General features: G+C 70.0%; 18 protein-coding genes. 3 read left to right on the forward strand and 15 right to left on the reverse strand.

The features are described 5' to 3' along the window. Positions 1–5 precede the first annotated feature (5 nt). The 12 genes from FHR38_RS09360 to FHR38_RS09415 form a co-directional block, all read right to left on the reverse strand. Entirely contained in the window at positions 6–578 is a 573-nt protein-coding gene (locus FHR38_RS09360; RefSeq protein ID WP_184534306.1) for an ArsR/SmtB family transcription factor, read from the reverse strand. Between the two features lie 212 nt (positions 579–790). Next, positions 791–2,608, reverse strand: a complete 1,818-nt coding sequence (locus FHR38_RS09365) for an ABC transporter ATP-binding protein (RefSeq protein ID WP_184534307.1) — start codon at positions 2,606–2,608, stop codon at positions 791–793. 208 nt (positions 2,609–2,816) lie between these two features. Beyond that, on the reverse strand, positions 2,817–4,529 hold the full coding sequence (locus FHR38_RS09370; RefSeq protein WP_184534308.1) for an ABC transporter ATP-binding protein: 1,713 nt from the start codon (positions 4,527–4,529) through the stop codon (positions 2,817–2,819). An 85-nt stretch (positions 4,530–4,614) separates the two neighbouring features. After that, positions 4,615–4,869, reverse strand: a complete 255-nt coding sequence (locus FHR38_RS09375; protein WP_184539440.1) for a hypothetical protein — start codon at positions 4,867–4,869, stop codon at positions 4,615–4,617. 11 nt (positions 4,870–4,880) lie between these two features. Continuing rightward, positions 4,881–5,927, reverse strand: coding sequence for a tRNA (adenosine(37)-N6)-threonylcarbamoyltransferase complex transferase subunit TsaD (tsaD, locus tag FHR38_RS09380; protein ID WP_184534309.1), 1,047 nt, complete (start codon positions 5,925–5,927; stop codon positions 4,881–4,883). Beyond that, positions 5,920–6,360, reverse strand: a complete 441-nt coding sequence (gene rimI, locus FHR38_RS09385) for a ribosomal protein S18-alanine N-acetyltransferase (RefSeq protein ID WP_184534310.1) — start codon at positions 6,358–6,360, stop codon at positions 5,920–5,922. The genes tsaD and rimI overlap by 8 nt, the downstream gene beginning before the upstream one ends. Positions 6,361–6,391: 31 nt before the next feature. Continuing rightward, positions 6,392–7,072 carry a tRNA (adenosine(37)-N6)-threonylcarbamoyltransferase complex dimerization subunit type 1 TsaB gene (gene tsaB / locus FHR38_RS09390; RefSeq protein ID WP_184534311.1) on the reverse strand — a complete coding sequence of 227 codons (681 nt, stop codon included), beginning with the start codon at positions 7,070–7,072 and terminating at the stop codon, positions 6,392–6,394. Between the two features lie 298 nt (positions 7,073–7,370). Then, entirely contained in the window at positions 7,371–8,072 is a 702-nt protein-coding gene (locus tag FHR38_RS09395) for a uracil-DNA glycosylase (RefSeq protein ID WP_184534312.1), read from the reverse strand. Positions 8,073–8,243: 171 nt separating this feature from the next. Next, on the reverse strand, positions 8,244–8,726 hold the full coding sequence (gene tsaE, locus FHR38_RS09400; protein ID WP_184534313.1) for a tRNA (adenosine(37)-N6)-threonylcarbamoyltransferase complex ATPase subunit type 1 TsaE: 483 nt from the start codon (positions 8,724–8,726) through the stop codon (positions 8,244–8,246). Next, entirely contained in the window at positions 8,723–9,853 is a 1,131-nt protein-coding gene (locus FHR38_RS09405; protein WP_376771473.1) for an alpha/beta fold hydrolase, read from the reverse strand. Before FHR38_RS09405 ends, tsaE begins: the two co-directional genes overlap by 4 nt. Before the next feature lie 2 nt (positions 9,854–9,855). Further along, positions 9,856–10,974: an alanine racemase gene (gene alr, locus FHR38_RS09410; protein WP_184534314.1), complete on the reverse strand. Its 1,119-nt coding sequence runs from the start codon at positions 10,972–10,974 to the stop codon at positions 9,856–9,858. 9 nt (positions 10,975–10,983) lie between these two features. Further along, on the reverse strand, positions 10,984–11,724 hold the full coding sequence (locus FHR38_RS09415) for a helix-turn-helix domain-containing protein (protein WP_246446396.1): 741 nt from the start codon (positions 11,722–11,724) through the stop codon (positions 10,984–10,986). A 44-nt stretch (positions 11,725–11,768) separates the two neighbouring features. Here FHR38_RS09415 and FHR38_RS09420 point away from each other — a divergent pair, with 44 nt between their 5' ends. Beyond that, positions 11,769–13,085: an erythromycin esterase family protein gene (locus FHR38_RS09420; RefSeq protein ID WP_184534315.1), complete on the forward strand. Its 1,317-nt coding sequence runs from the start codon at positions 11,769–11,771 to the stop codon at positions 13,083–13,085. A 61-nt stretch (positions 13,086–13,146) separates the two neighbouring features. Here FHR38_RS09420 and FHR38_RS09425 read toward each other — a convergent pair whose 3' ends face one another. The 3 genes from FHR38_RS09425 to glmS form a co-directional block, all read right to left on the reverse strand. Beyond that, positions 13,147–14,613: an NAD(P)H-hydrate dehydratase gene (locus FHR38_RS09425; RefSeq protein WP_184534316.1), complete on the reverse strand. Its 1,467-nt coding sequence runs from the start codon at positions 14,611–14,613 to the stop codon at positions 13,147–13,149. Between the two features lie 22 nt (positions 14,614–14,635). Further along, a complete protein-coding gene (locus FHR38_RS09430; RefSeq protein WP_184534317.1) occupies positions 14,636–15,004 on the reverse strand; it encodes a holo-ACP synthase in 369 nt (122 codons plus the stop codon). A gap of 109 nt (positions 15,005–15,113) precedes the next feature. Beyond that, positions 15,114–17,024: a glutamine--fructose-6-phosphate transaminase (isomerizing) gene (glmS, locus tag FHR38_RS09435; protein WP_184534318.1), complete on the reverse strand. Its 1,911-nt coding sequence runs from the start codon at positions 17,022–17,024 to the stop codon at positions 15,114–15,116. 344 nt (positions 17,025–17,368) lie between these two features. On the opposite strand from glmS, the gene FHR38_RS09440 reads away from it, so the two are divergent. Together FHR38_RS09440 and FHR38_RS09445 are read left to right on the forward strand one after the other, a co-directional pair. Then, complete coding sequence (locus FHR38_RS09440) at positions 17,369–18,586, forward strand: pyridoxal phosphate-dependent aminotransferase (protein WP_312882000.1); 1,218 nt, start codon at positions 17,369–17,371, stop codon at positions 18,584–18,586. 110 nt (positions 18,587–18,696) lie between these two features. Continuing rightward, positions 18,697–19,815 (forward strand): prenyltransferase, encoded by a 1,119-nt coding sequence (locus FHR38_RS09445; protein ID WP_184534319.1) that lies wholly within the window; start codon positions 18,697–18,699, stop codon positions 19,813–19,815. Positions 19,816–19,872: the final 57 nt, after the last annotated feature.

Consider the following 19,872-nt stretch of genomic DNA (forward strand, 5'->3'; position numbering starts at 1 on the left):
CACCTTCACTCGGTATCGGTCGACGGGAACGGCAGGAGTTGCGCCTGTAGGACGACCTGTTCGGCGCCAACGGGTGCCGCAGTCTCCGGCAGGTCTCGGCGATAGCGCTGGACCAGCGCGAAGATCTCGTCGTGCAGTGCCGCCGCCTCGGCGGCGGTCAGCCGCAGTCGCCAGTCGCTGAGGGTGGACGCCTGCCGCCACTCCTCGGGCAGGGTGGGCCGCTCCCCCAGCCACCGGTCGACCCGCTCGGCATACAGCGACGCGACCGCGCGTAGGTAGGTCTCCATTTCTGCCGCTGCCTGTTCACCGATGGTGCCGTCGAGCAACGTCCCGCCATGTGCCGCCTTCCACCACCGCTCGCGGCCGGCACCGCGATCGGGGTCCTCGACCACGAAGCCGTACTGGGCGAGTTGGCGCAGGTGGTAACTGGTGGCGCCGGTGGATTGGCTGAGTCGCTGGGCCAGCAGGGTGGCGGTGGCGGGACCGTGCTCTCGCAGCAGGTTGAGCATGCGGACCCGCAGTGGGTGCGCGAGGCCGCGCAGGCTGGTCGCGCTCGGACGTACCTCTTCCCTAGACATGTTTGCAAAGCTAGCCTTGCAAAGCTTTCTTTGCAAGACCCTCGCACAAAACCGCCCACCCACCTCGAAGAGCAGCTAGTCAACGCGTCGGCGTCGTCACCCGGCAACCGCAACCGCAACCGTATCCGTATCCGTATCCGTATCCGGCGAGTCGACCCGGTCGCGGGCCATGGGGCTGTCGCTGCCGCGACAGTCACCCGGGGCAGTGGCAGCTACGCCCGGTCACCGTGCCAGGAGCGCCACAGCGCGGCGTACGAGCCATTCGCCGCGACCAGCTCGTCATGCGAGCCCAACTCGGCGATCCGGCCCTCCTCCACCACCGCCACCCGGTCCGCGTCGTGGGCGGAGAAGAGCCGGTGGGCAATGGCGATCACGGTACGACCGTGCAGCGCGCCGGCCAGCGACCGTTCCAGGTGCCGGGCGGCACGCGGGTCGATCAACGAGGTCGCCTCGTCCAGCACCAGGGTGTGCGGATCGGCCAGCACCAGCCGGGCCAGGGCCAACTGCTGCGCCTGAGCTGAGGAGAGTGCATACCCACCCGAGCCGACCATGGTGTCCAACCCGTCGGGCAGGCGCTGCGCCCAGTCCAGTACGTCCACTACGGCCAGCGCGGCCCGTACCTCCTCGTCGGAGGCGCCCGGCCGGGCCATCGACACGTTCTCCCGCAGCGTGCCGATGAAGACGTGGTGCTCCTGGGTCACCAGCGCCACCTGCGACCGCAGTTCGTCCAGGGACAACTCGGCCAGTGGGCTGCCGCCTACGGTCACCGTCCCGACCCGGGGTGCGTGGATACCGGCGAGCAGCCGCCCGAGCGTGGACTTGCCGGCCCCGGAAGGCCCCACCATGGCCAGTCGTTCGCCGGGTGCCACGGTCAACGTGATGCCGTGCAGCACGTCCCGACCGTCCCGGTAGGCAAACCGCACCTCCTGCACGGCCAGCCGCTCGTCACTGAGCCGCTCGTCACAAGGCTGCTGGTCACTGAGCCGCTCGTCACTGAGCCGCTGCCCGCTGGGCCGCTGATCGGGTGCCGTCGGAGCGAGCACGGGCTGGTTGTCGGTCGGCTGGGCGACGCCGAGCAGCCGGGCCATGGACGCACCGCCCACCTGCAACTCGTCCAAGGTGGAGAGCAGTCGATCGATCGGGTGAATGAGCTGCTGGACGTAGAGCGTGGCGGCGGTGACCTGCCCCAGGGTCACCCAACCCTCGATATAGAACCAACCGCCGATGACCAGGGTCGCCACGACCGGCACCACATAACCGACCTCCACCACCGGGAACCACACCGTACGCAGGAAGAGGGTGTAGCGCTCGGCCGCGTACGACCGGGCGATGTCGGTGTCGGTACGGGCCCGGCGGCGTTCCTGAAGCCGCAGGGCCTCGGTGGTGCGTACCCCCTCGACCGTCTCGCTGATGCCGTCGGTGATGTCGGAGTAGGCGGCGTTCTCCCGCAGGTAACCGGCGGGGGCCCGGCGCAAATACCACCGGGTGCCGACCCACAGGATCGGCACCGCCAGCAGGCAGGGCACCCCGAGCACCGGACCGACCAGCAGCAAGGCACCGGCGATGAAGAACGCGGTGACGATGGCAATGAGGGTCTCGGGTACGGCCCGCCGCACCGTCTGCGACAGGGCCGAGACGTCCCGCGAGGTACGCGTCAGCAGGTCACCGGTGCCCGCCCGCTCCACGGTGGCGAGCGGAATGGCGAGGATCCGGTCGACGAACTCCTCGCGTAGCTGGGCCAGCACCCGCTCGCCCAGTCGGGCCGACGCGAAGTAGGCGAACCGGACCAGCACCGCCTGCCCGACCACGAACCCGGCGATGACCAACGCGATCCGGTCCACGGTCATCGTGGTGGTGCCCTGCGAGATTGCCTCGACCAGGTCACCGAGCAACCGGGGCGCGGCCAGACCGGCGATGGCCGCCAGCGCGTGCAGGCCGAGGGCGACGGCCAACGCGCGCGGATGCCGGCGGATCAGCGTACGGGCGTACCGCCGGACCTGCTTGGCGTCCGCCACCGGCAAACTGTTCACGCCGTCACCTCCCTACGGTCGGCACCGGCGCGTGAAACTGAACCACCCATTCGCTCGACAAGCTCACTCACACCGCCACCTCCTACGGTCGGCACCGGCGCGTGAAACTGAACCACCCATTCGCTCGACAAGCTCACTCACCCCGCCACCCCCCTACCGTCGGCACCGGCGCGTGAAACCGAACCACCCATTCGCTCGACAAGCTCACTCACACCGTCACCTCGTCCGTACGGTTGACGGTCGCGGCGTACCTCGGCTCGTCGGCGAGTAGTTCCTGGTGGGTGCCCTCGGCGATGACCTTGCCGTCCTCCAGGAAGACCACGTGATCGGCCCGGCCGAGCAGCAGCGGGCTGGTGGTGCAGACCAGGGTGGTACGGCCGTGCCGGGCCCCACTCAACCGGTCGGCGATACGGGCCTCGGTGTGCGCGTCCACCGCGCTGGTCGGCTCGACCAGCACCAGGATCTCCGGGTCGGCGACCAGCGCCCGGGCCAGCCGCAGCCGCTGCTGCTGCCCGCCGGAGAACTCCCGGCCCCGCTCGGCGACCAGCGCGGCCAGCCCGTCGGGCAGCGCCTCGACGATGTCGGTGGCGCTCGCGGCAACCAACGCCGCCTCGATCGTCGCGTCGTCGGCCGAGTCGCGCGGGTCCAACTCCGCCCGGAGCGGGCCCGCGAAGAGGCGGGCGTCGTTGTCGGCCACCAGGATCCGTTCCCGGACCGTGTCCAGTGCCAGGTCCCGCAGCGGTACGCCGCGCAGTGTCACGTCGGCGTCGACATACCGGCCGAGTCGGTCCGCGACGGCGACGGCGTCCTCGGGTGCGGTCGCGGCGAGCGCCGTCAACCGGCCCGGCCGGACCACCAGGCCGGATTCGACGTCGACCAGGTCACCGGGCTGCTCGGGCAGGCGGGCCGGCTCGGCCGGATCGGTGAACTCCGGGGTCATCCCGAGTAGTCGGATGATCCGGCGGGCGGCGACGTACCCCCGGGTGTACTTGTTGAGCGCCTCGGTGAGCGTCCGGAGCGGGGTGACCAGGAAGGCCGCATACCCGTAGAAGGCGACGAGCTGACCGGCGGTGATCTCGCCCCGCAGCGCGAACCGGGCACCGAGCCAGGTCACCAGCACCACGAAGCAGCCGGGCAGCAGAATCTGCGCGGCCTCCAGTAGCGACTCGACCCGGGCGACCCGGACCCCTTCGGCGCGCAGCCGTTGCGACTCGGTGCGGTACCGCGCCGAGAAGACCGGCTCACCCCCCACTCCGCGCAGTACCCGCAGTCCGGCGACGATGTCCCCGGCCCGGGTGGTGAGGGTCCCCTGCTGGTCCCGGTAGGCCTGCTGCCGGCGGTGCAACGGCCGGATCAGGACGCTGACGATCAGTACGAGCACCGGCACCCCGAGGACCACGACCAGTCCCAGCGGCACCGAGGTGGTGAGCAGGATCACCGCGACGGTGGCGATGGCGACGAGCGCGCCGGTGCCCCGGGCGGTGATGTCCAGCGCGCTACCGATCTGGTCCATGTCGGCGGTGCCGATGCTGACCATCTCCCCGGCGGAGAGGCGTTTGGGCAGGGCCGCGCCGAGCCGGTTGGCCTGCCGGACGGTGATCTGGACCGTCCGGTACGCCCCGGAGAGCCAGACGTGGACCGCCATCCGGTGCCGGACGGTGCCGGCGGTGGCCTGGAGTACGCCGAGACCGAGCAGGACCAGACCCCAGAAGAGAAGCGCGTCCAGATCCTTCGCGGCCACCCCGACGTCGATCGCCTTACCGATGGCGGCCGGCATCAGCGCCTGACTGACCATCCAGACGACGCCGAGCAGCACCCCGACGATCAGTGGCCACTTGTTCCGGGCGGCCATCCACAGCAGAAAATGGGTCGCCGACCGACAGTCAGGCGTACCGGGTTCGGGCTCGGGTAAGGACCGCATAACGGCACCGACGTTAGGAGATGGCCGGGGCTGCCCGCCATCGAATTACCGCTGGTCGGCGTAGTGTCGCTGCCACCCGCGAAGGTCAGCGATCGACCGACGTGAAGTCCCAGGAGTGCGGCGGCCGGGCGACCAGCCGGGACGGTGGCTCGGGCAGGCTCACCGGATTGCTCCGCCACTTTGAGACGACCACCAGCCGATGGTCGGTGGAGGAGAAGACCTCACTCGACACATGTAGCGGATTGTGCTCGATTTCCGGCAGCGCCGTGTCACACACCCAGGAGAGCAGGTCGCTGAAGCGAGCCGGCTCGGCGCGTACCTCCCACATCCGCACGATCACGTCGCCGGACATTACACGCTCACCACGGTCAGCGGCATGGCGGAGTCCGCCGGCAGGTCCAGCCGGCTGGGAGCCACACCCGAGGCGACCAGGTGCGACCCGAGCGCCGCCACCATCGCACCGTTGTCGGTGCACAGCTTCGGCCGGGGCACCCGGACCGTGATGCCGTACTTGGCGGCCCGTTCCTCGGCCATCGCGCGCAGCCGGGAGTTGGCCGCCACCCCGCCGCCGATGACCATGGTCTCGATCCCCCGGTCCCGGCACGCGTCGATCGCCTTGCGGGTCAGCACGTCGCAGACCGCCTCCTGGAAGGAGGCGGCGACGTCGGCCACCGGCACCGGCTCGCCGGCCCGCTGCTTCGCCTCGACCCATCGGGCGACCGCCGTCTTGAGGCCGGAGAAGGAGAAATCGAAGCGGTGGGCGACGAGGTCCTTCGGGGCGGTCAGGCCCCGCGGGAAGGCGATCGCCCCGGCGTCGCCGGCCCGCGCCTCGCGGTCGATCGGCGGCCCCCCGGGGAACGGCAGGCCGAGCAGTCGAGCCACCTTGTCGAACGCCTCGCCGGCCGCGTCGTCGATGGTGGCACCCAGCGGGATGACCCCGGTGGCCAGGTCGTCCACCTGCAACAGGGACGAGTGACCGCCGGAGACCAGCAGGGCGATCGCCGGCTCGGGCAGCGGCCCGTGCTCCAGGGTGTCCACAGCCACGTGGGCGGCGAGGTGGTTGACCCCGTACACCGGTTTCTCGGCGGCCAGCGCGTAACCCTTGGCGGCGGCCACCCCGACCAGCAGCGCCCCGGCCAGTCCCGGGCCGGCGGTCACCGCGATCGCGTCGATGTCGGCCAGGGTCACCCCGGCGTCGTCCAGCGCCCGCCGCATGGTCGGCACGATGGCCTCCAGGTGGGCTCGGCTGGCCACCTCCGGCACCACGCCGCCGAAGCGGGCGTGTTCGGCGACGCTGGACGCCACCGCGTCGGCGAGCAGGGTGTGCCCACGTACGATCCCGACTCCGGTCTCGTCGCAGGAGGTCTCGATCCCGAGGATCAGCGGTTCGTCAGCCACTCTTCATCATCACCAGCGCGTCGGTGTTGCTCGGTTGGTAGTAGCCGCGACGGATCCCGACCGGCTCGAAGTCGTACGTCGCGTAGAGCTTCTGGGCCGGGGCGTTGTCCACCGCGACCTCCAGCAGGGTCCGGCGTATCCCCAGCCGGGCGGCCTCGGCCAGCAGCGCCTCCAGCAGCGCCCGCCCGATCCCACCGCGTTGCGCGTCCCGGCGTACCGCGATGTTCTGCACCCAGGCCTCGTCCGGCGGCTGTGTCGCGAGCCCGGCGTAGCCGAGCAGTTCCCCCGCGTCGTCCAGCGCCACCAGGTAGTGGTGGCCGTTGGCCAACTCGTTCCAGAACATTCCCGCCGACCATTTCTCGGAGCCGAACAGGTCGGCCTCGATGGTCAGCACGGGGTCGATGTGCCACCAGCGGAACCGGCTCAGCTTCATGCCGCCAGCCCGCTCGGTGCGGGGCGTCCGATCACGGCAGGACCGGCTTGCGAATGCTGGCCGCCACCGCGTCCGGGCGACGCAGGTAGAGCGGGGTCAGCGATTCGCCGGGGTCACCGGCTCGGATCCGCTCCGCCGCCAGCTCGGCCAGGGCGTACGCCGGGGGGTAGAGCAGTTCGGCGCGCAACGGCAGACCGAGTATGTCGGCGTAGCGGTGTGCCCCTTCGCCGACGGCGACCGTTATCCCCAGTCCGGCCGCCTGCCCGGCCACCACGGCGGGTGCGGCCACGTCCGGCTCGGTGATCCGCTTGCCGGCGTCGCCGTAGACCGCCCAGTAGATCTCCCGGCGCCGGGCGTCGCTGGCCACCAGTATCCGCTGCCCGGTGGCCGCCGCCGCGTGGCCGAGCGCGTCGAGGGAGCAGACCCCGTAGGTGGGGATCGCCAGGGTCTGCCCCATCGTGACGGCCGTGACCAGGCCGACACGCAAACCGGTGAACGGCCCCGGGCCGACCCCGGCCACGACGGCACCGAGGTCCGTGGAACGCGCACCGGCCTCGGCCAGCACCGATTCCACCTGCGGGGCGAGTAGTTCCCCGTGGGCCCGCGCGTCGACCACACACCGTTCGGCACGCAGCACAAGGCGGTCGGGCTGGATCTCCACCAGTGCCGCCGTCACCGCCGGGGTCGACGAGTCCACCACGAGTACGAGCACGCTATGACCCTAGCGCTTCCCCTACCCGGGCCAGCGAAAGGTCAGGGCCGGGTGGCTGCGACCGGGTCCTAGCCGGTCGGTCACGACCTGCCCGACGGAGACCAGGTGACAACCCGGTCGATCGAAACGAACCGGCCGGCACAGCCGACGTGGCGGTGCGGCCGGAAGCTCCGCCGGACGCGAACGTCCGGCATGTCGACTAGCTGGGCTGGGGTGGCCGGAGACTTGCTCGTACCCGGTTCCGGCGTCCCGGTCGACTTGCTCGTACCCGGTTCCGGCGTCCCGGTCGGGGTGCCGGTCAGCCGGCCGACTTCTCCCAGTCGATGCCGGACAGGCCAGCCTCGGCGAGTGCCTGGTTGGTGGCGCTGAACGGCCGGCTGCCGAGGAAACCGCGCGGGTTCATCGGACTCGGGTGACCTGCCTCCAACACCACGTGCGCCGGGTTGGTGACCAGGTCCCGCTTCTTGCGGGCGTAGCCGCCCCAGAGCAGGAAGACGATCCTGTTCGGCAGGGCGTCCAGCGCCCGGATGGTCGCGTCGGTGAACTCCTCCCAGCCCTTGTTGGCGTGCGAGCCGGGCTTGGCCTCGCGGACCGTCAATACCGCGTTGAGCAGCAGCACCCCCTGCGCCGCCCAGCCGTTCAGGTTGCCGTTGCGCGGTTTCGGCACGCCGACGTCCTCGCCCATCTCCTTGAAGACGTTGCGCAGCGACGGCGGGACCGACACCCCATCCCGGACGCTGAAGCTCAGCCCATGCGCCTGACCGGCCTTGTGGTAGGGGTCCTGACCGAGAATCAGCACCCGGCAGTCCTGCGGCGCGCAGAGCCGGTAGGCGGAGAACAGGTCCTCCACCGGCGGATAGACCGTCTGGGAGGCGTACTCCCCCGCGACGAATTCACCGAGCGCGGCGGTCCGGGCCGGGTCGAGGTGCGGGGTCAGGACCGCCTGCCACTCCGTCGGCAGCAGCGCCAGCAGGTCGAGGGTCGGGGCGTCGTGGGGCATGGGAAACCTTTCCACCGGTGAGGGACGATGCGCCCGGAGCAACGGGTACGGGCGCACTGTAGGCAACGGGTACGACAGCAGATCGGATCGGGCTCGCTCCGATCCCGGGCGCTCCGATCTCGGCTCCGCGGGTTCGAGCCGATCGGTCCGGGGCGGCTGGGATCCGACCGATCAGTGCAGAGCGGCGATCCGCTCGGCCCAGTCGCCGCCCACCGGCACCAGCTCCACCTCGCGGGTGTCGTCGTCGTGGCGGTCGATCCGGACGTGCAGGTGGGCGTCGCCGAGCTGTTCCACCATTCCCGCACCCCACTCGACCACGGTGACCGACTCGTCCATCGAGGTGTCCAGGTCGAGATCGTCGATCTCGGCCCGGGGGTCGGCCGCATCCCCAAGCCGGTACGCATCGGCGTGCACCAGCGCCACCTGCCCGCCTCGGGCCGGGTCCGGTCGGTGCACCCGGGCGATGACGAAGGTGGGTGAGGTGATGTCGCCGAGTACGCCGAGTCCGGTACCGATGCCCTGGGTGAGCGCGGTCTTGCCGGCACCGAGTGGTCCGGTGAGCACCAGCAGGTCACCGGCGCGCAGCAACCGGCCGAGGCGGTCACCGAACGCCCGCGTCTGCGCCACCGTGGGCAACTTGACCACCACGCTCATCGGGCGAGCCTCTCCAGGAAGTTCTCCAGCGCCGCGTTGACCTCGTCGGCGTGTTCGAGCATCACCACATGCCCACTGTCGGGCACCTTGACGTACTCGGCCTCGGGCAGGTGACGCATGATCTCCTCGGAGTGGGTGACCGGCGTGATCATGTCCTTGTCCCCGACGATGACCAGGGTGGGGGTGCCGCGCAGCGCGGCAAGCGCCGGATAGCGAGCATGTGTGTAGAGCGTACGCAGGTAGCGGACCACCGTGTCCGCCGAGGTACGGGAGTTCATGTCCTCCACATAGGACACCAGGGCGGGGCTGGGTCGATCCGTGCCGAATCCGTACCGCCGGGTCAGCAGCCAGGCCACGTTCGAGGAGGCCTTTCGAACCCGGTCGATCGCTCCCCCGGTCAGCCGGGTCGTGTTCGTCATCACCGGCAGGAACGGCAGGCCGACCCGGCCGAAGATCGCCGGCAGCCCGAGTTTCGTCTCCTCGTTCCGGCCGCCCGAGGTCGCCATCAGCACCGTGCCGACCACCCGGTCGTCGAACATCTCCGGATAGCGCTCGGCGAACGCCATGATCGTCATACCGCCCATCGAGTGCCCCACCAGCACCAGCGGGCCGCTCGGTGTGGTCCGGTCGATGACCGTACGCAGCGCCTCCCCGAGTCGGGACAGGTCGTACTCACCGGACTTCAGCCGTTCGGACCGGCCGTGACCCGGCTGGTCGTAGAGGACCAGCCGGTGTTCGCCCCGCTCGGCGAGCACCTTGCGCTGGAAATGGAAGGTGCCCATGTCGAGACAGAAACCGTGGACGAAGACGACGGTCGGCCGAACCCTGCCCACACGGGACGGTTGGCCCCTGCCCTCGACGGTCGGCTCGACCAGTTCGACGTGGATGTCGGTGCCGTCCGCCATCTCGATCGGGAACGCGTCGTCACAGGGCTGCGGGCCGAAGACCTCATCGGCGTACCGGTCGCCGGGCTCGGCCTTGGAGCGTCGGACCAGCGCGCGCTCGACAGCGACCCCGGCCGCCGCACCGGCCGCCGCGAGCCCGAGTACCGCACCGAAGATCCCGGCCACCTTCGCCGGGCCCAACCTGGCACCTGGCCGCTTCGGCTTCGGCCCCTCGCTGCCCACTGTCACCGAGATTCCCCTTCGTAGACCCGAGGCACCCGTACCCCGCCGAATCGCGTGACAATCTCGTAGTTGATGGTGCCGACCGCCTCAGCCCAGTCGTCTGCGGTCGGTTCGCCGTTCGCCCCGCTGCCGAAGAGCGTGGCCACATCCCCGGGAGCCACCGGATCGTCACCGCAGTCCAGCACGATCTGGTCCATGCAGACCCGGCCGGCGATCGTCCGAACCTGGCCGGCGAGTTGCACCGGGCCACAGTTGGAGGCATGCCGGGGCACCCCGTCGGCGTAGCCGAGTGGCACCACCGCCAGATTGGTATCGCGCTCGGTGGTGTAGGTGTGCCCGTAGGACACTCCGGTTCCGGCCGGCACCCGCTTGGTCAGTGTCACCCGGGCTCGGGCGGTCATCGCCGGCCGCAATCCGTGGGTCTCTCCCGCCACAGGTGACAGGCCGTAGATGGCGAGGCCCGGCCGGACCAGGTCGAAGTGGGTGTCCGGCCGGGTCAGGGTGGCCGCCGAGTTGGCCAGGTGCCGGTAGCGGGGCCGGACGCCGTACGTCTCGGCGAAGGCGAGCCCCTCGTGGAAGAGCGCCAACTGCCGGTCGATGGTCGGATGGCCGGGTGAGTCGGCGTACACGAAGTGGCTCCACACGCCGACCACCTCGGCAACGCCGTCGGCCTGCGCCTTCGCGGCGGCCTCGACCAGCGCGGGCCAGTCGTCCGGGGTGGCCCCGCCCCGGGCGAGCCCAGTATCGATCTTGAGATGCACCCGGGCGACCCGACCGGCTCGCTGCCCGGCGGAAACGATCTCGGCCAACTGGTCGACGCTGGCCGCACTGAGGTCTATGTCGGCCGCCACCCCCTCGTACAGCGGGAGGCCGGGGGCGAGTAACCAGGCCAGGACCGGCGCGGTGATGCCGGCCTGCCGCAGGGCCAACGCCTCGTCGAGGGTGCAGACACCGAGCCAGTTCGCCCCCGCCTCCAGGGCGGCGCGAGCGGCGGGCACCATGCCGTGGCCATAGCCGTCGGCCTTCACCACCGCCATCAGCTCGGCACTGGTCCCGGCCCGGAGTTGGGCCACATTCTCCCGGATCGCTTCAAGATCGACGCGTACCTCGGCCTGCCACATAAAGCCAGCCTACTGACCAGATGATTGCCTCGGCCGGAGCAATCCGCTCGGCGAGCCGGCCTCGCCCGTACCTGCCGGGCCGGCCTCGCCCGTACCTGCCGGGCCGTCCTCGCCCGTACCTGCCGAGCCACCGCTGGTCACCGAGGGCGGACGCACCGGTCGGTGCGTGTCGTGTCCATCGGGCTGGTCGACTGCGGACTGGGGTGGTGGCTCGGTCGGGAACTGGATCAGGCTCATCAGGCGGGGGCGGCGGCCGGACGCCGGCTGGTTGCCCGTCCGGGCCGCCAGAACGGCCTGCAGCTCACCGATCAACTCGGCGGTCTCGTCGTCGCTGAGCCAGAGGATGCCCTGCCGATAGCCCACCAGATCCGCGAACGGGTTGGCGCCGGGCCGGTCGAGGTAGGCGTTGAACTCGGTGTGCAGGGCAGCCATGGCTGCGGTGAATCCATGACGGTGGTCATCCAGCGACATCGACGCACCCGCCTCAGCGCCGATCACCGCCTGATCCCGGCGCAGCCGGTAGCGGCGCTCCACCGCGCCGCGTACCCGCTGCTCGTCAACGACCTCCAGCACCCCGCTTTCGGCGAGCAACCCGACATGCCGGTACACGGTGGTCTTGGGAACGTCGGGCAGGCTCGCGCACAGGTCTGCCGTCGTTCGTTCACGTCCACCCGAGAAGGCGTACACGATCCGTAGCCGCACCGGGTGCAGGAGCAGGTCGAGCAGGTCCATCAGCTTACGATCCCACATCTGATACCTTTCCCAAAATTGGAAACGCAGGAAAGAGGTGGGACATGACCGCGGCCTTCTCTGCGGCGACAACTCGGCTGAGCAGCACGGCGGTGCTGCCGTTGCAAACGCTGGACCCGAACGAGCCGCTGGACGACCTGGACTGGCTGGACGAGACGATCGGCGACGCGCGGGTGGTGGCGATCGGCGAAAGCGCGCACTACAACGCCGAGTCCTACCAACTCCGCCACCACCTGCTGCGCTACCTCGTCGAGCGGCACGGGTTCACCGCGTACGCGATGGAGTCGGGATTCGTCGAGGGATGGCGGGTCGACGACTGGGTCCGGGGCAGCGCGGACCCGCTCGGTCAGGTCCTGGCCGACGGCCTGACGTCGCTGATGGGACCGTGGACGCAGATGCGCGCCCACCTGGAGTGGATGCGACAGCACAACGGCGCCGCCGGCCGACCGCTCGGCTTCTACGGCATCGACCTGTCCGGCTCGAACGCTTCCCTGCTGCCCGGCCTGGACGCCGTCCTCGCCTACCTCGCGCAAGCCGATCCGGAGTTCCAGCCGGACCCCGATATCCGGGAGACGGCCTCGACCTTCGCGGCCGCGTCCGTGTTCTCCGCCCCGGCGGCCTTCGCCGCGTACCTCGAACTTGCCCCCGAGAGCAGGGACGCGCTGACCGCCGGCCTCGACGCACTCACCGCACGGCTGACCGAACGTCGCCTCGACTACCTCCGACGGACGACTGCCGACGCGTACGAGCGCGCGCTGCGTTCGTCGCGCCTCACGGTCACTCTCGACATGGCCGTCCGCGCAATGGCCGACGGCGACCAGGATGCGGTGCTGTCCAGCCGGGACGCCGCGATTGCAGACACCGTCGAATGGATCATGGGCCGGGAGGACCGGGTCCTACTGGCCGCCCACAACGGCCACCTCCAACGCTGGCCCCTGACCCTGCCCGGCATGCCCCCGGCAACGCCGATGGGCCTACACCTCGCCGACCGGCTCGGCCAGGACTATGTCGTCATCGGTACGACCACGGGGACCGGTCATACCCTCAACTCGGGAGCCGACTTCTACACCGGCACCCTCTTCACAGACCTGGCAGCACCCCAGCCCGGCAGCCTCGACGCGGTCATGGCCGCGAGCCACGACGCCCCCTTCGCAACAGACCTCCGGCAACTGTCACCGGCCGACGCCAATGCCGTTCGAGACGCCACCCAGCAGCGTTTCGGCGCCTTCTACTCCCCCGTAAGCCCGCTCGACGCCTACGACGCCATCATCCACCTGCCGCACGTCACACCGGGCGAACCCGACCCGACCGCCGTCGCCTGCTCCCCGGACGAAGTCCAGCAGGCCTTCGCCAGCCAGTAGACGCGACCATCAACCATCCCCGAACGACCAGTTCGGTCCGAGGGCCAGTTCGGTCCGAGGGTCAGTTCGGTATCACCGTCGGTAGGGCGGCGGCCACGTCGGAGGCGGTCACCGGGCCGTGTCGGGCCGCCTCCCGACCGGCCAGCCCGTGCAGGTACGCGGCGACCACCGCGGCCCGCTCCGCCGACAGCCCGGCGGCGAGCAGTGAACCCAACAGCCCGGCCAGCACATCCCCGGTGCCACCGGTGGCCAGCGCCGGGGTGCCGGTCGGGTTGGCGAACGCCCGCCCGTCCGGGGTGGCGATCACCGTACGTTCGCCCTTGAGCAGCACCACCGCCTTCATCCAGGCGGCCAGCCGGAGCGCGGCGGCGACCCGGTCGGCACCTGGCGGTTCGCCAGCGAGCCGGGCGAACTCCCGGTCGTGCGGCGTGATCACGATTGGTGCGTCCCGGTCTCGCAGCCGCTTTGCCGACGAGCCGTCCACCAGCAGGGTCAACGCGTCGGCGTCGAGTACCACCGGGAGGGGCGCGGCCAGCACGGCGCGCAGTTCGGTCCGGGCCTCGTCACCGGTGCCCAGCCCGGAGCCACAGACCCAGGCCTGGACCCGGCCGGCGTCGGCTACCCGGTCGGTGGCGATCACCGACGGATGGTGGTGCAGTACCTCGGTCCGCGCACCGCCGGCATAGCGCACCAGGCCGGTCGGCCCGGCCAGCGCCCCACCCACCGACAGCACCCCGGCCCCCGGGTAGGTGGCCGAACCGGTCGCGATCCCCACCACGCCTCGGCTGTACTTCTCGGAACTGGCCGTCAACCGGGGCCACCAGTCGGCCACATCGGCCCACTCGGTCATCTCCAGCGCAGGGCTGGCCCGCAACCACGGGGTCAGGCCGATGTCGACCAGTTCCACCGCCCCGGCCAACTCGGCGGCGGCGCCCACCGCCAGCGCCGGTTTCAGGCAGCCGAAGGTCACGGTCACGTCGGCGGTCACGGCGGCCGGCAAGCCGTTGGACGATGCTGAAGGCACGTCACCGGTGTCCACCGCCACCCCGCTGGGTACGTCCACCGCGACCACCAACGCACGCTCGCCATCCCGGGTACGCAGCCCGGCGAGCCCGGCCACGATACGAGCCGCCGGCTCGCGCAGCCCGCCGGTGCCACCGATCCCGACGATGCCGTCCAACACCAGATCGGCACGATCCGGCAGGGTGTCGACGATCCGGCCCCCGGCCACCCGCAGCGCCGCGAGTCCACCCGGATGTATCCGGTCGCGGGTCAGCGGCAGGGCGGTGACAGCGGCTCCCCGATCGGCCAGTAGCGCACCGGCATAGAGGGCATCACCGCCGTTGTCCCCGGATCCGACCAGCAACAGCACCCGTGCGCCGTAGACCCCGCCCCGCTCGGCGAGCAGCAACGCACACCGACGGGCCAGTCCGGCGGCGGCCCGCCGCATCAACGTGTCCGGCGGTAGCGTGGCCAGCAACGCCGCCTCCGCCGCCCGTACGTCCGCAACCCGCCACACCGGCCTCATGACGTCACCTCACTAAGTGGGGTCAGCTCTCCGCCACCACCATCGCCGAGGCGATGCCACCGTCGTGCGACAGCGACAGGTGCCACCGATTGACGCCATGTGCGGTTGCGGCAGCAGCGACCGTACCGGAAACGGTCAGCCAGGGCCGCCCGTCTGGATCAGCGACCACCTCGCAGTCGTGCCAGTGCAGGCCGCTCGGCGCACCGAGTGCCTTGGCCACCGCCTCCTTGGCCGCGAAGCGGGCGGCCAGCGACTCCGGCGAACGCGGGTGACCGGAGCCGGTGGTCCGCTCCGCCTCGGTGAACAACCGGTCGGCGAGCAGCGGAGTGCGTTCCAACGCCCGGGTGAACCGGTCGACCAGCACCACGTCGATGCCGACTGCCACGATCATCGCTTCACCCTAGCCCGCACCGCGTCGGCTCACGCGAGCACCGGTGACACGTCAGGACGGGCCCCATCCCATCGCATCCGGGATGGGAAGGGGCACGTCCGACGGCACCTCACTCGACGGTGACCGACTTCGCCAGGTTGCGTGGCTGGTCCACGTCGTGGCCTCGGGCAGCGGCGATCTCGCAGGCGAACACCTGCAACGGGATGGTGGTCATCAGCGGCGCCAGCAGGGTCGGGGTACGCGGCACGTAGATCACGTGATCGGCGTACGGCAGCACCGCCGTGTCACCCTCCTCGGCGATCACGATGGTCCGGGCGCCCCGGGCCCGTACCTCCTGGATGTTCGACACGATCTTGTCGTGCAGCATGCCCCGGCCGGCGGGTGAGGGCACCACGCAGACCACCGGGGTGCCCTGGTCGATCAGGGCGATCGGGCCGTGCTTGAGTTCGCCGGCCGCGAACCCCTCGGCGTGCATGTAGGCCAGTTCCTTGAGCTTGAGCGCGCCCTCCAGGGCCACCGGATAGCCGACGTGCCGGCCGATGAAGAGTACGGTCGGCGCGGCCTTGAGTTCCCGGGCCAGTTGGCGGACCGGTTCGATCCCGGCCAGCAGTTCACGGATCTTGTCGGGTGTCTTGAGTAGCTGCTCGACGATCGCTCCGGCCTCGTCGGCGTACAGGTTGCCGCGCACCTGGGCCAGGTGCAGGCCGATCAGATAGCAGGCCACCAGCTGGGTCAGGAACGCCTTGGTGGAGGCGACGGCAATTTCGGGGCCGCCGTGGGTGTAGAGGACCGCGTCGGACTCCCGGGGGATGGTGGATCCGTTGGTGTTGCAGATGGCCAGCACTCGGGCCTTCTGTGCCTTGGCGTGGCGCAGCGCCATCAGGGTGTCCATGGTCTCGCCGGACTGGGAGATCGCCACGACCAGGGTGGACCGGTCGAGCACCGGGTCGCGGTAGCGGAACTCGCTGGCCAGTTCGACCTCGCACGGGATGCGGGTCCAGTGCTCGATGGCGTACTTGGCGACCAGTCCGGAGTGGTACGCGGTGCCGCAGGCGACGATGAAGACCTTGTCGACGTCGCGCAGGTCCTGGTCGCTGAGGCGTACCTCGTCGAGCATGATCTCGCCGCTGTCGGTGAGCCGGCCGAGCAGCGTGTCGGCGATCGCCTGTGGTTGCTCGGCGATCTCCTTGAGCATGAAGTACTCGTGGCCACCCTTCTCGGCGGCCGAGGCGTCCCAGTCGATGTGGAAGTCCTTGCCGGTGGCGGGCTGGCCGGCGAAGTCGGAGATCTCGATGGTGTCGCCGGTGATCAGGACGACCTGGTCCTGCCCCAGCTCGACCGCCTCCCGGGTGTGCTCGATGAACGCCGAGACGTCGCTGGCCAGGTAGTTCTCACCGGTGCCCCGGCCCACCACCAGCGGGGAGTTGCGCCGGGCTCCGACCACCGTGCCGGGCAGGCTGGCGTCGACGGCGAGCAGGGTGAAGGCACCTTCCAGGCGCTGGCAGACCGCCCGCATTGCCGCCGCGAGCAGCTGCGGCCCCTCCGGCTCCCCGGACGTACGGAGTTTCGTCAGCGCGGCGGAGAGCAGGTGTGCGGCGCACTCGGTGTCGGTGTCACTGGTGAACTGCACCCCGTCGGCTTCGAGTTCGGCGCGCAACTTGGCGAAGTTCTCGATGATCCCGTTGTGGATGACGGCAACCCGGCCGTCCCGGGCTACGTGTGGGTGGGCGTTGCGGTCGGTGGGGCCGCCGTGAGTGGCCCAGCGGGTGTGTCCGATCCCGGTGACACCGTCCCCGATGCCCAGCACGGTGCCGCTGTCGGTCGTCTCGCTGCTCGACCGCTCGGAGAGGGCCTTCTCCAGGTTGGCCAGTTTGCCGGCCCGTTTCTCGGTCAGCAGCTCGTCACCGCAGACGACGGCCACCCCCGCCGAGTCGTAGCCCCGATATTCCAGCCGCCGGAGTCCGTCCAGCACGATGCCCAACGCTGGCCGACTGCCGGCGTAGCCCACGATTCCACACATAGCCGGAGCCTAACCTAGTTTCGCTCACCATGCGTGCTCGAAAGCCAGGGAATCAAGCAGCAGGTTTGCTTGATACGGGGCTTCCGGGAACCAACCGGACCTAGCCCGCAGCCAGGCGGCACCCGGTCGATAGGGCATCCCGCGTGCATCACCGCCGACTGCGGTACGGGTCACCGCAGTCGGCATCCACCAGGTTGGGACCAGGCTCCACCCGGCTCAGCGGTACAGAGGTTGGGCTTGCGCGTTGCCTAGGTCGACTTCCCCGGCGTCGATGTCGTGCAGCGCGGCGCGTAGCGCGGCCTCTCCCGCATGATTGAACGAACGTTCGACCCTAGGCTGACGACGTGACGACGACATCGAGCGGCACCAAACGACACCGATCCGCAGATCCCCTGGTCCACCGCATGCGCCCGTTCGGCACGACGATCTTCGCCGAGATGTCGGCACTGGCGGCCCGAACCGGCGCGGTCAACCTCGGCCAGGGCTTTCCGGACACCGACGGGCCTGCCGAGATGCTGGCCGCAGCGGCACAGGCCGTCCACTCCGGACACAACCAGTACCCGCCCGGTCCGGGCATACTTCCCCTGCGCCAGGCGGTCGCCGACCACGAGCGCCGGTTCTGGGGACTGGAGTACGACCCCGACGGCGAGGTACTGATCACCGCTGGCGCGACCGAAGCGATCAGCGCCGCAATCCTGGCCCTGTGCGAAGCGGACGACGAGGTGATCTGCTTCGAGCCGTACTACGACTCGTACGCGGCGTCGATCGCGTTGGCCGGCGCGGTCCGCCGCCCGGTCACGCTACGGCCAGCCGACGACGGCCGGTACGCCTTCGACCCGGACGCCCTGCGTGCCGCGTTCGGCCCACGGACCCGGCTGGTGCTGCTTAACTCACCGCACAATCCGACGGGGAAGGTCTTCACCCGCGACGAGTTGACCCTGATCGCCGAACTCTGCCAGGAACACGACGTGTACGCGGTGACCGACGAGGTCTACGAGCATCTTGTCTTCACCGATGCCGCCACGACACACATTCCACTGGCCACGTTGCCCGGAATGGGGGACCGGACGCTGCGGATCTCCTCGGCGGGCAAGACGTTCTCCTGCACCGGCTGGAAGATTGGCTGGGCCAGCGGGCCGGCGGCCCTGGTCTCCGCGACGACCCGGGTCAAGCAGTTCCTTACCTTCGTCAACGGGGCACCACTACAGCCGGCGGTGGCCGTGGCGCTGGCCTTGCCCGACGGCTACTACGAGGGGTTCCGCGCGGGGATGCAGGCCCGCCGTGACCAACTCTCCGCCGGCCTGGCCACAGCCGGATTCGACGTGCTGACTCCAGAGGGGACCTACTTCATCACCGCTGACATCACCCGGCTCGGTGGACGCGACGGAGTGGAGTTCTGCCGTTCCCTGCCCGAACGGTGTGGCGTCGTGGCCGTACCCACCCAGGTCTTCTACGACGACGTGATCGCTGGACAACGCCTGATCCGCTTCGCCTTCTGCAAGCGCCCGGAGGTGCTCGACGACGCGGTCGACCGGCTGTCGACGATGCGACAGGTCGGCTGAGCCGCCCGCTCGCCGAGAAGTCAACCATCGGACGCCGACAATATAGACAAAGCTCTACACTGGCGATCGAACCGACTCGTACGGCGAATCAACCACGGGGGTGGCTACGCATGACGGCCAGTGGGACGAGCACGGCCAGCGCGGTCCAGGGGTTCCAACTCAGCGGTTTCATTCGACTGGCTCGACTGAGGTTTCTGCTCTACAACGTGCTTCCGGTAGGGCTCGGCGTCGCGGTGACCGTACACCTGGGGCATCCGCTGGATGTCAAGTGGTACGTCGTCGCTCAAGTCTTCGCCTGGGTCGTCCACCTGATGACGCACTACTGCAACGAGTACTTCGATCTGGAGGCCGACCGGGCGAACATCTACCACACGCCGTGGACCGGCGGCAGCCGCGCACTGGTGGACGGCTTGGTCGCACCGGTGGTCTCGCTGGGTACGGCCTTCCTCCTCTGGGTCGGCGGCATGCTGCTGGTGGCGGCGATGCCGACCACCTCGGCCCGGATACTGGGGGCCGTCACCCTGGCGCTGGCCTGGTTCTACACGGCACCGCCGCTGCGCTTCAACTACCGGGGACTAGGCGAACTCACGGTGGCGGCCATCCTCAACGGCCTGTGGCCGGTGGTCGCCGCGCTGCTTCAGGCTGACACGTTGCCGCTGATGCTACTGGCGATCCTGGCACCGACGGCGGTGCTCCAGGTCGCCCGAATGATGATTATGAACCTGGGTGACCGGGTGTCCGACGAGTCCGTCGGGAAACGCACCATTCCGGTGATCATCGGCTACTCCCGGGCAATCACGATGATCATCGCCGCCCAGGTGGTCGCCTACCTGCTGCTCACCCTCTTCGCCGTGGCCGGCTGGGTGCCGTGGCTGGTGTGGGCACCGATGACCGCCACCGCCGCCCTGTCGGTCTGGCTGGTCCGTCAACTCCGCCAAGGCGCGATGCGGGACGTCATTCCGGAACGGATGACCCCGGTGGTCTTCTGGGCCTCCAACCACGTCTCCCTGATCGTGTGCGCCGCCCTGGCCGGGGTCCTCGCCGACATCGTCGTACGGGGCAGCGGCGGGTCGGCCCCCCTCATCCTCGGCGCGGTCCTCGGCGGGTACGCCCTGCTGTTCGGGCATCGTCTCTGGTTGGCCAGTCGACGACAGCCGACACCTGCCAACCAACGAAAAGCCGACACAGCCCGGTCAGCGACGAGCCGGCAGGGAGTCACCCGCCGCTAAGGCGTGTTTCAAGAGTGGGTGGGTTTGATCAAGGTCACGGCGTGGCGGTGATCGATA

This window comes from Micromonospora polyrhachis (assembly GCF_014203835.1).
Taxonomy (GTDB): domain Bacteria; phylum Actinomycetota; class Actinomycetes; order Mycobacteriales; family Micromonosporaceae; genus Micromonospora_H; species Micromonospora_H polyrhachis.

Bases quoted from the DNA above. Each gene is read 5' to 3' on its own strand.
- FHR38_RS09360 (WP_184534306.1), bottom strand. From the start codon at position 578: ATGTCTAGGGAAGAGGTACGTCCGAGCGCGACCAGCCTGCGCGGCCTC.
- FHR38_RS09370 (WP_184534308.1), bottom strand. From the start codon at position 4,529: ATGCGGTCCTTACCCGAGCCCGAACCCGGTACGCCTGACTGTCGGTCG.
- rimI (WP_184534310.1), bottom strand. From the start codon at position 6,360: ATGAAGCTGAGCCGGTTCCGCTGGTGGCACATCGACCCCGTGCTGACC.
- FHR38_RS09395 (WP_184534312.1), bottom strand. From the start codon at position 8,072: ATGCCCCACGACGCCCCGACCCTCGACCTGCTGGCGCTGCTGCCGACG.
- tsaE (WP_184534313.1), bottom strand. From the start codon at position 8,726: ATGAGCGTGGTGGTCAAGTTGCCCACGGTGGCGCAGACGCGGGCGTTC.
- alr (WP_184534314.1), bottom strand. From the start codon at position 10,974: ATGTGGCAGGCCGAGGTACGCGTCGATCTTGAAGCGATCCGGGAGAAT.
- FHR38_RS09415 (WP_246446396.1), bottom strand. From the start codon at position 11,724: ATGTGGGATCGTAAGCTGATGGACCTGCTCGACCTGCTCCTGCACCCG.
- FHR38_RS09420 (WP_184534315.1), top strand. From the start codon at position 11,769: ATGACCGCGGCCTTCTCTGCGGCGACAACTCGGCTGAGCAGCACGGCG.
- FHR38_RS09425 (WP_184534316.1), bottom strand. From the start codon at position 14,613: ATGAGGCCGGTGTGGCGGGTTGCGGACGTACGGGCGGCGGAGGCGGCG.
- FHR38_RS09430 (WP_184534317.1), bottom strand. From the start codon at position 15,004: ATGATCGTGGCAGTCGGCATCGACGTGGTGCTGGTCGACCGGTTCACC.
- glmS (WP_184534318.1), bottom strand. From the start codon at position 17,024: ATGTGTGGAATCGTGGGCTACGCCGGCAGTCGGCCAGCGTTGGGCATC.
- FHR38_RS09445 (WP_184534319.1), top strand. From the start codon at position 18,697: ATGACGGCCAGTGGGACGAGCACGGCCAGCGCGGTCCAGGGGTTCCAA.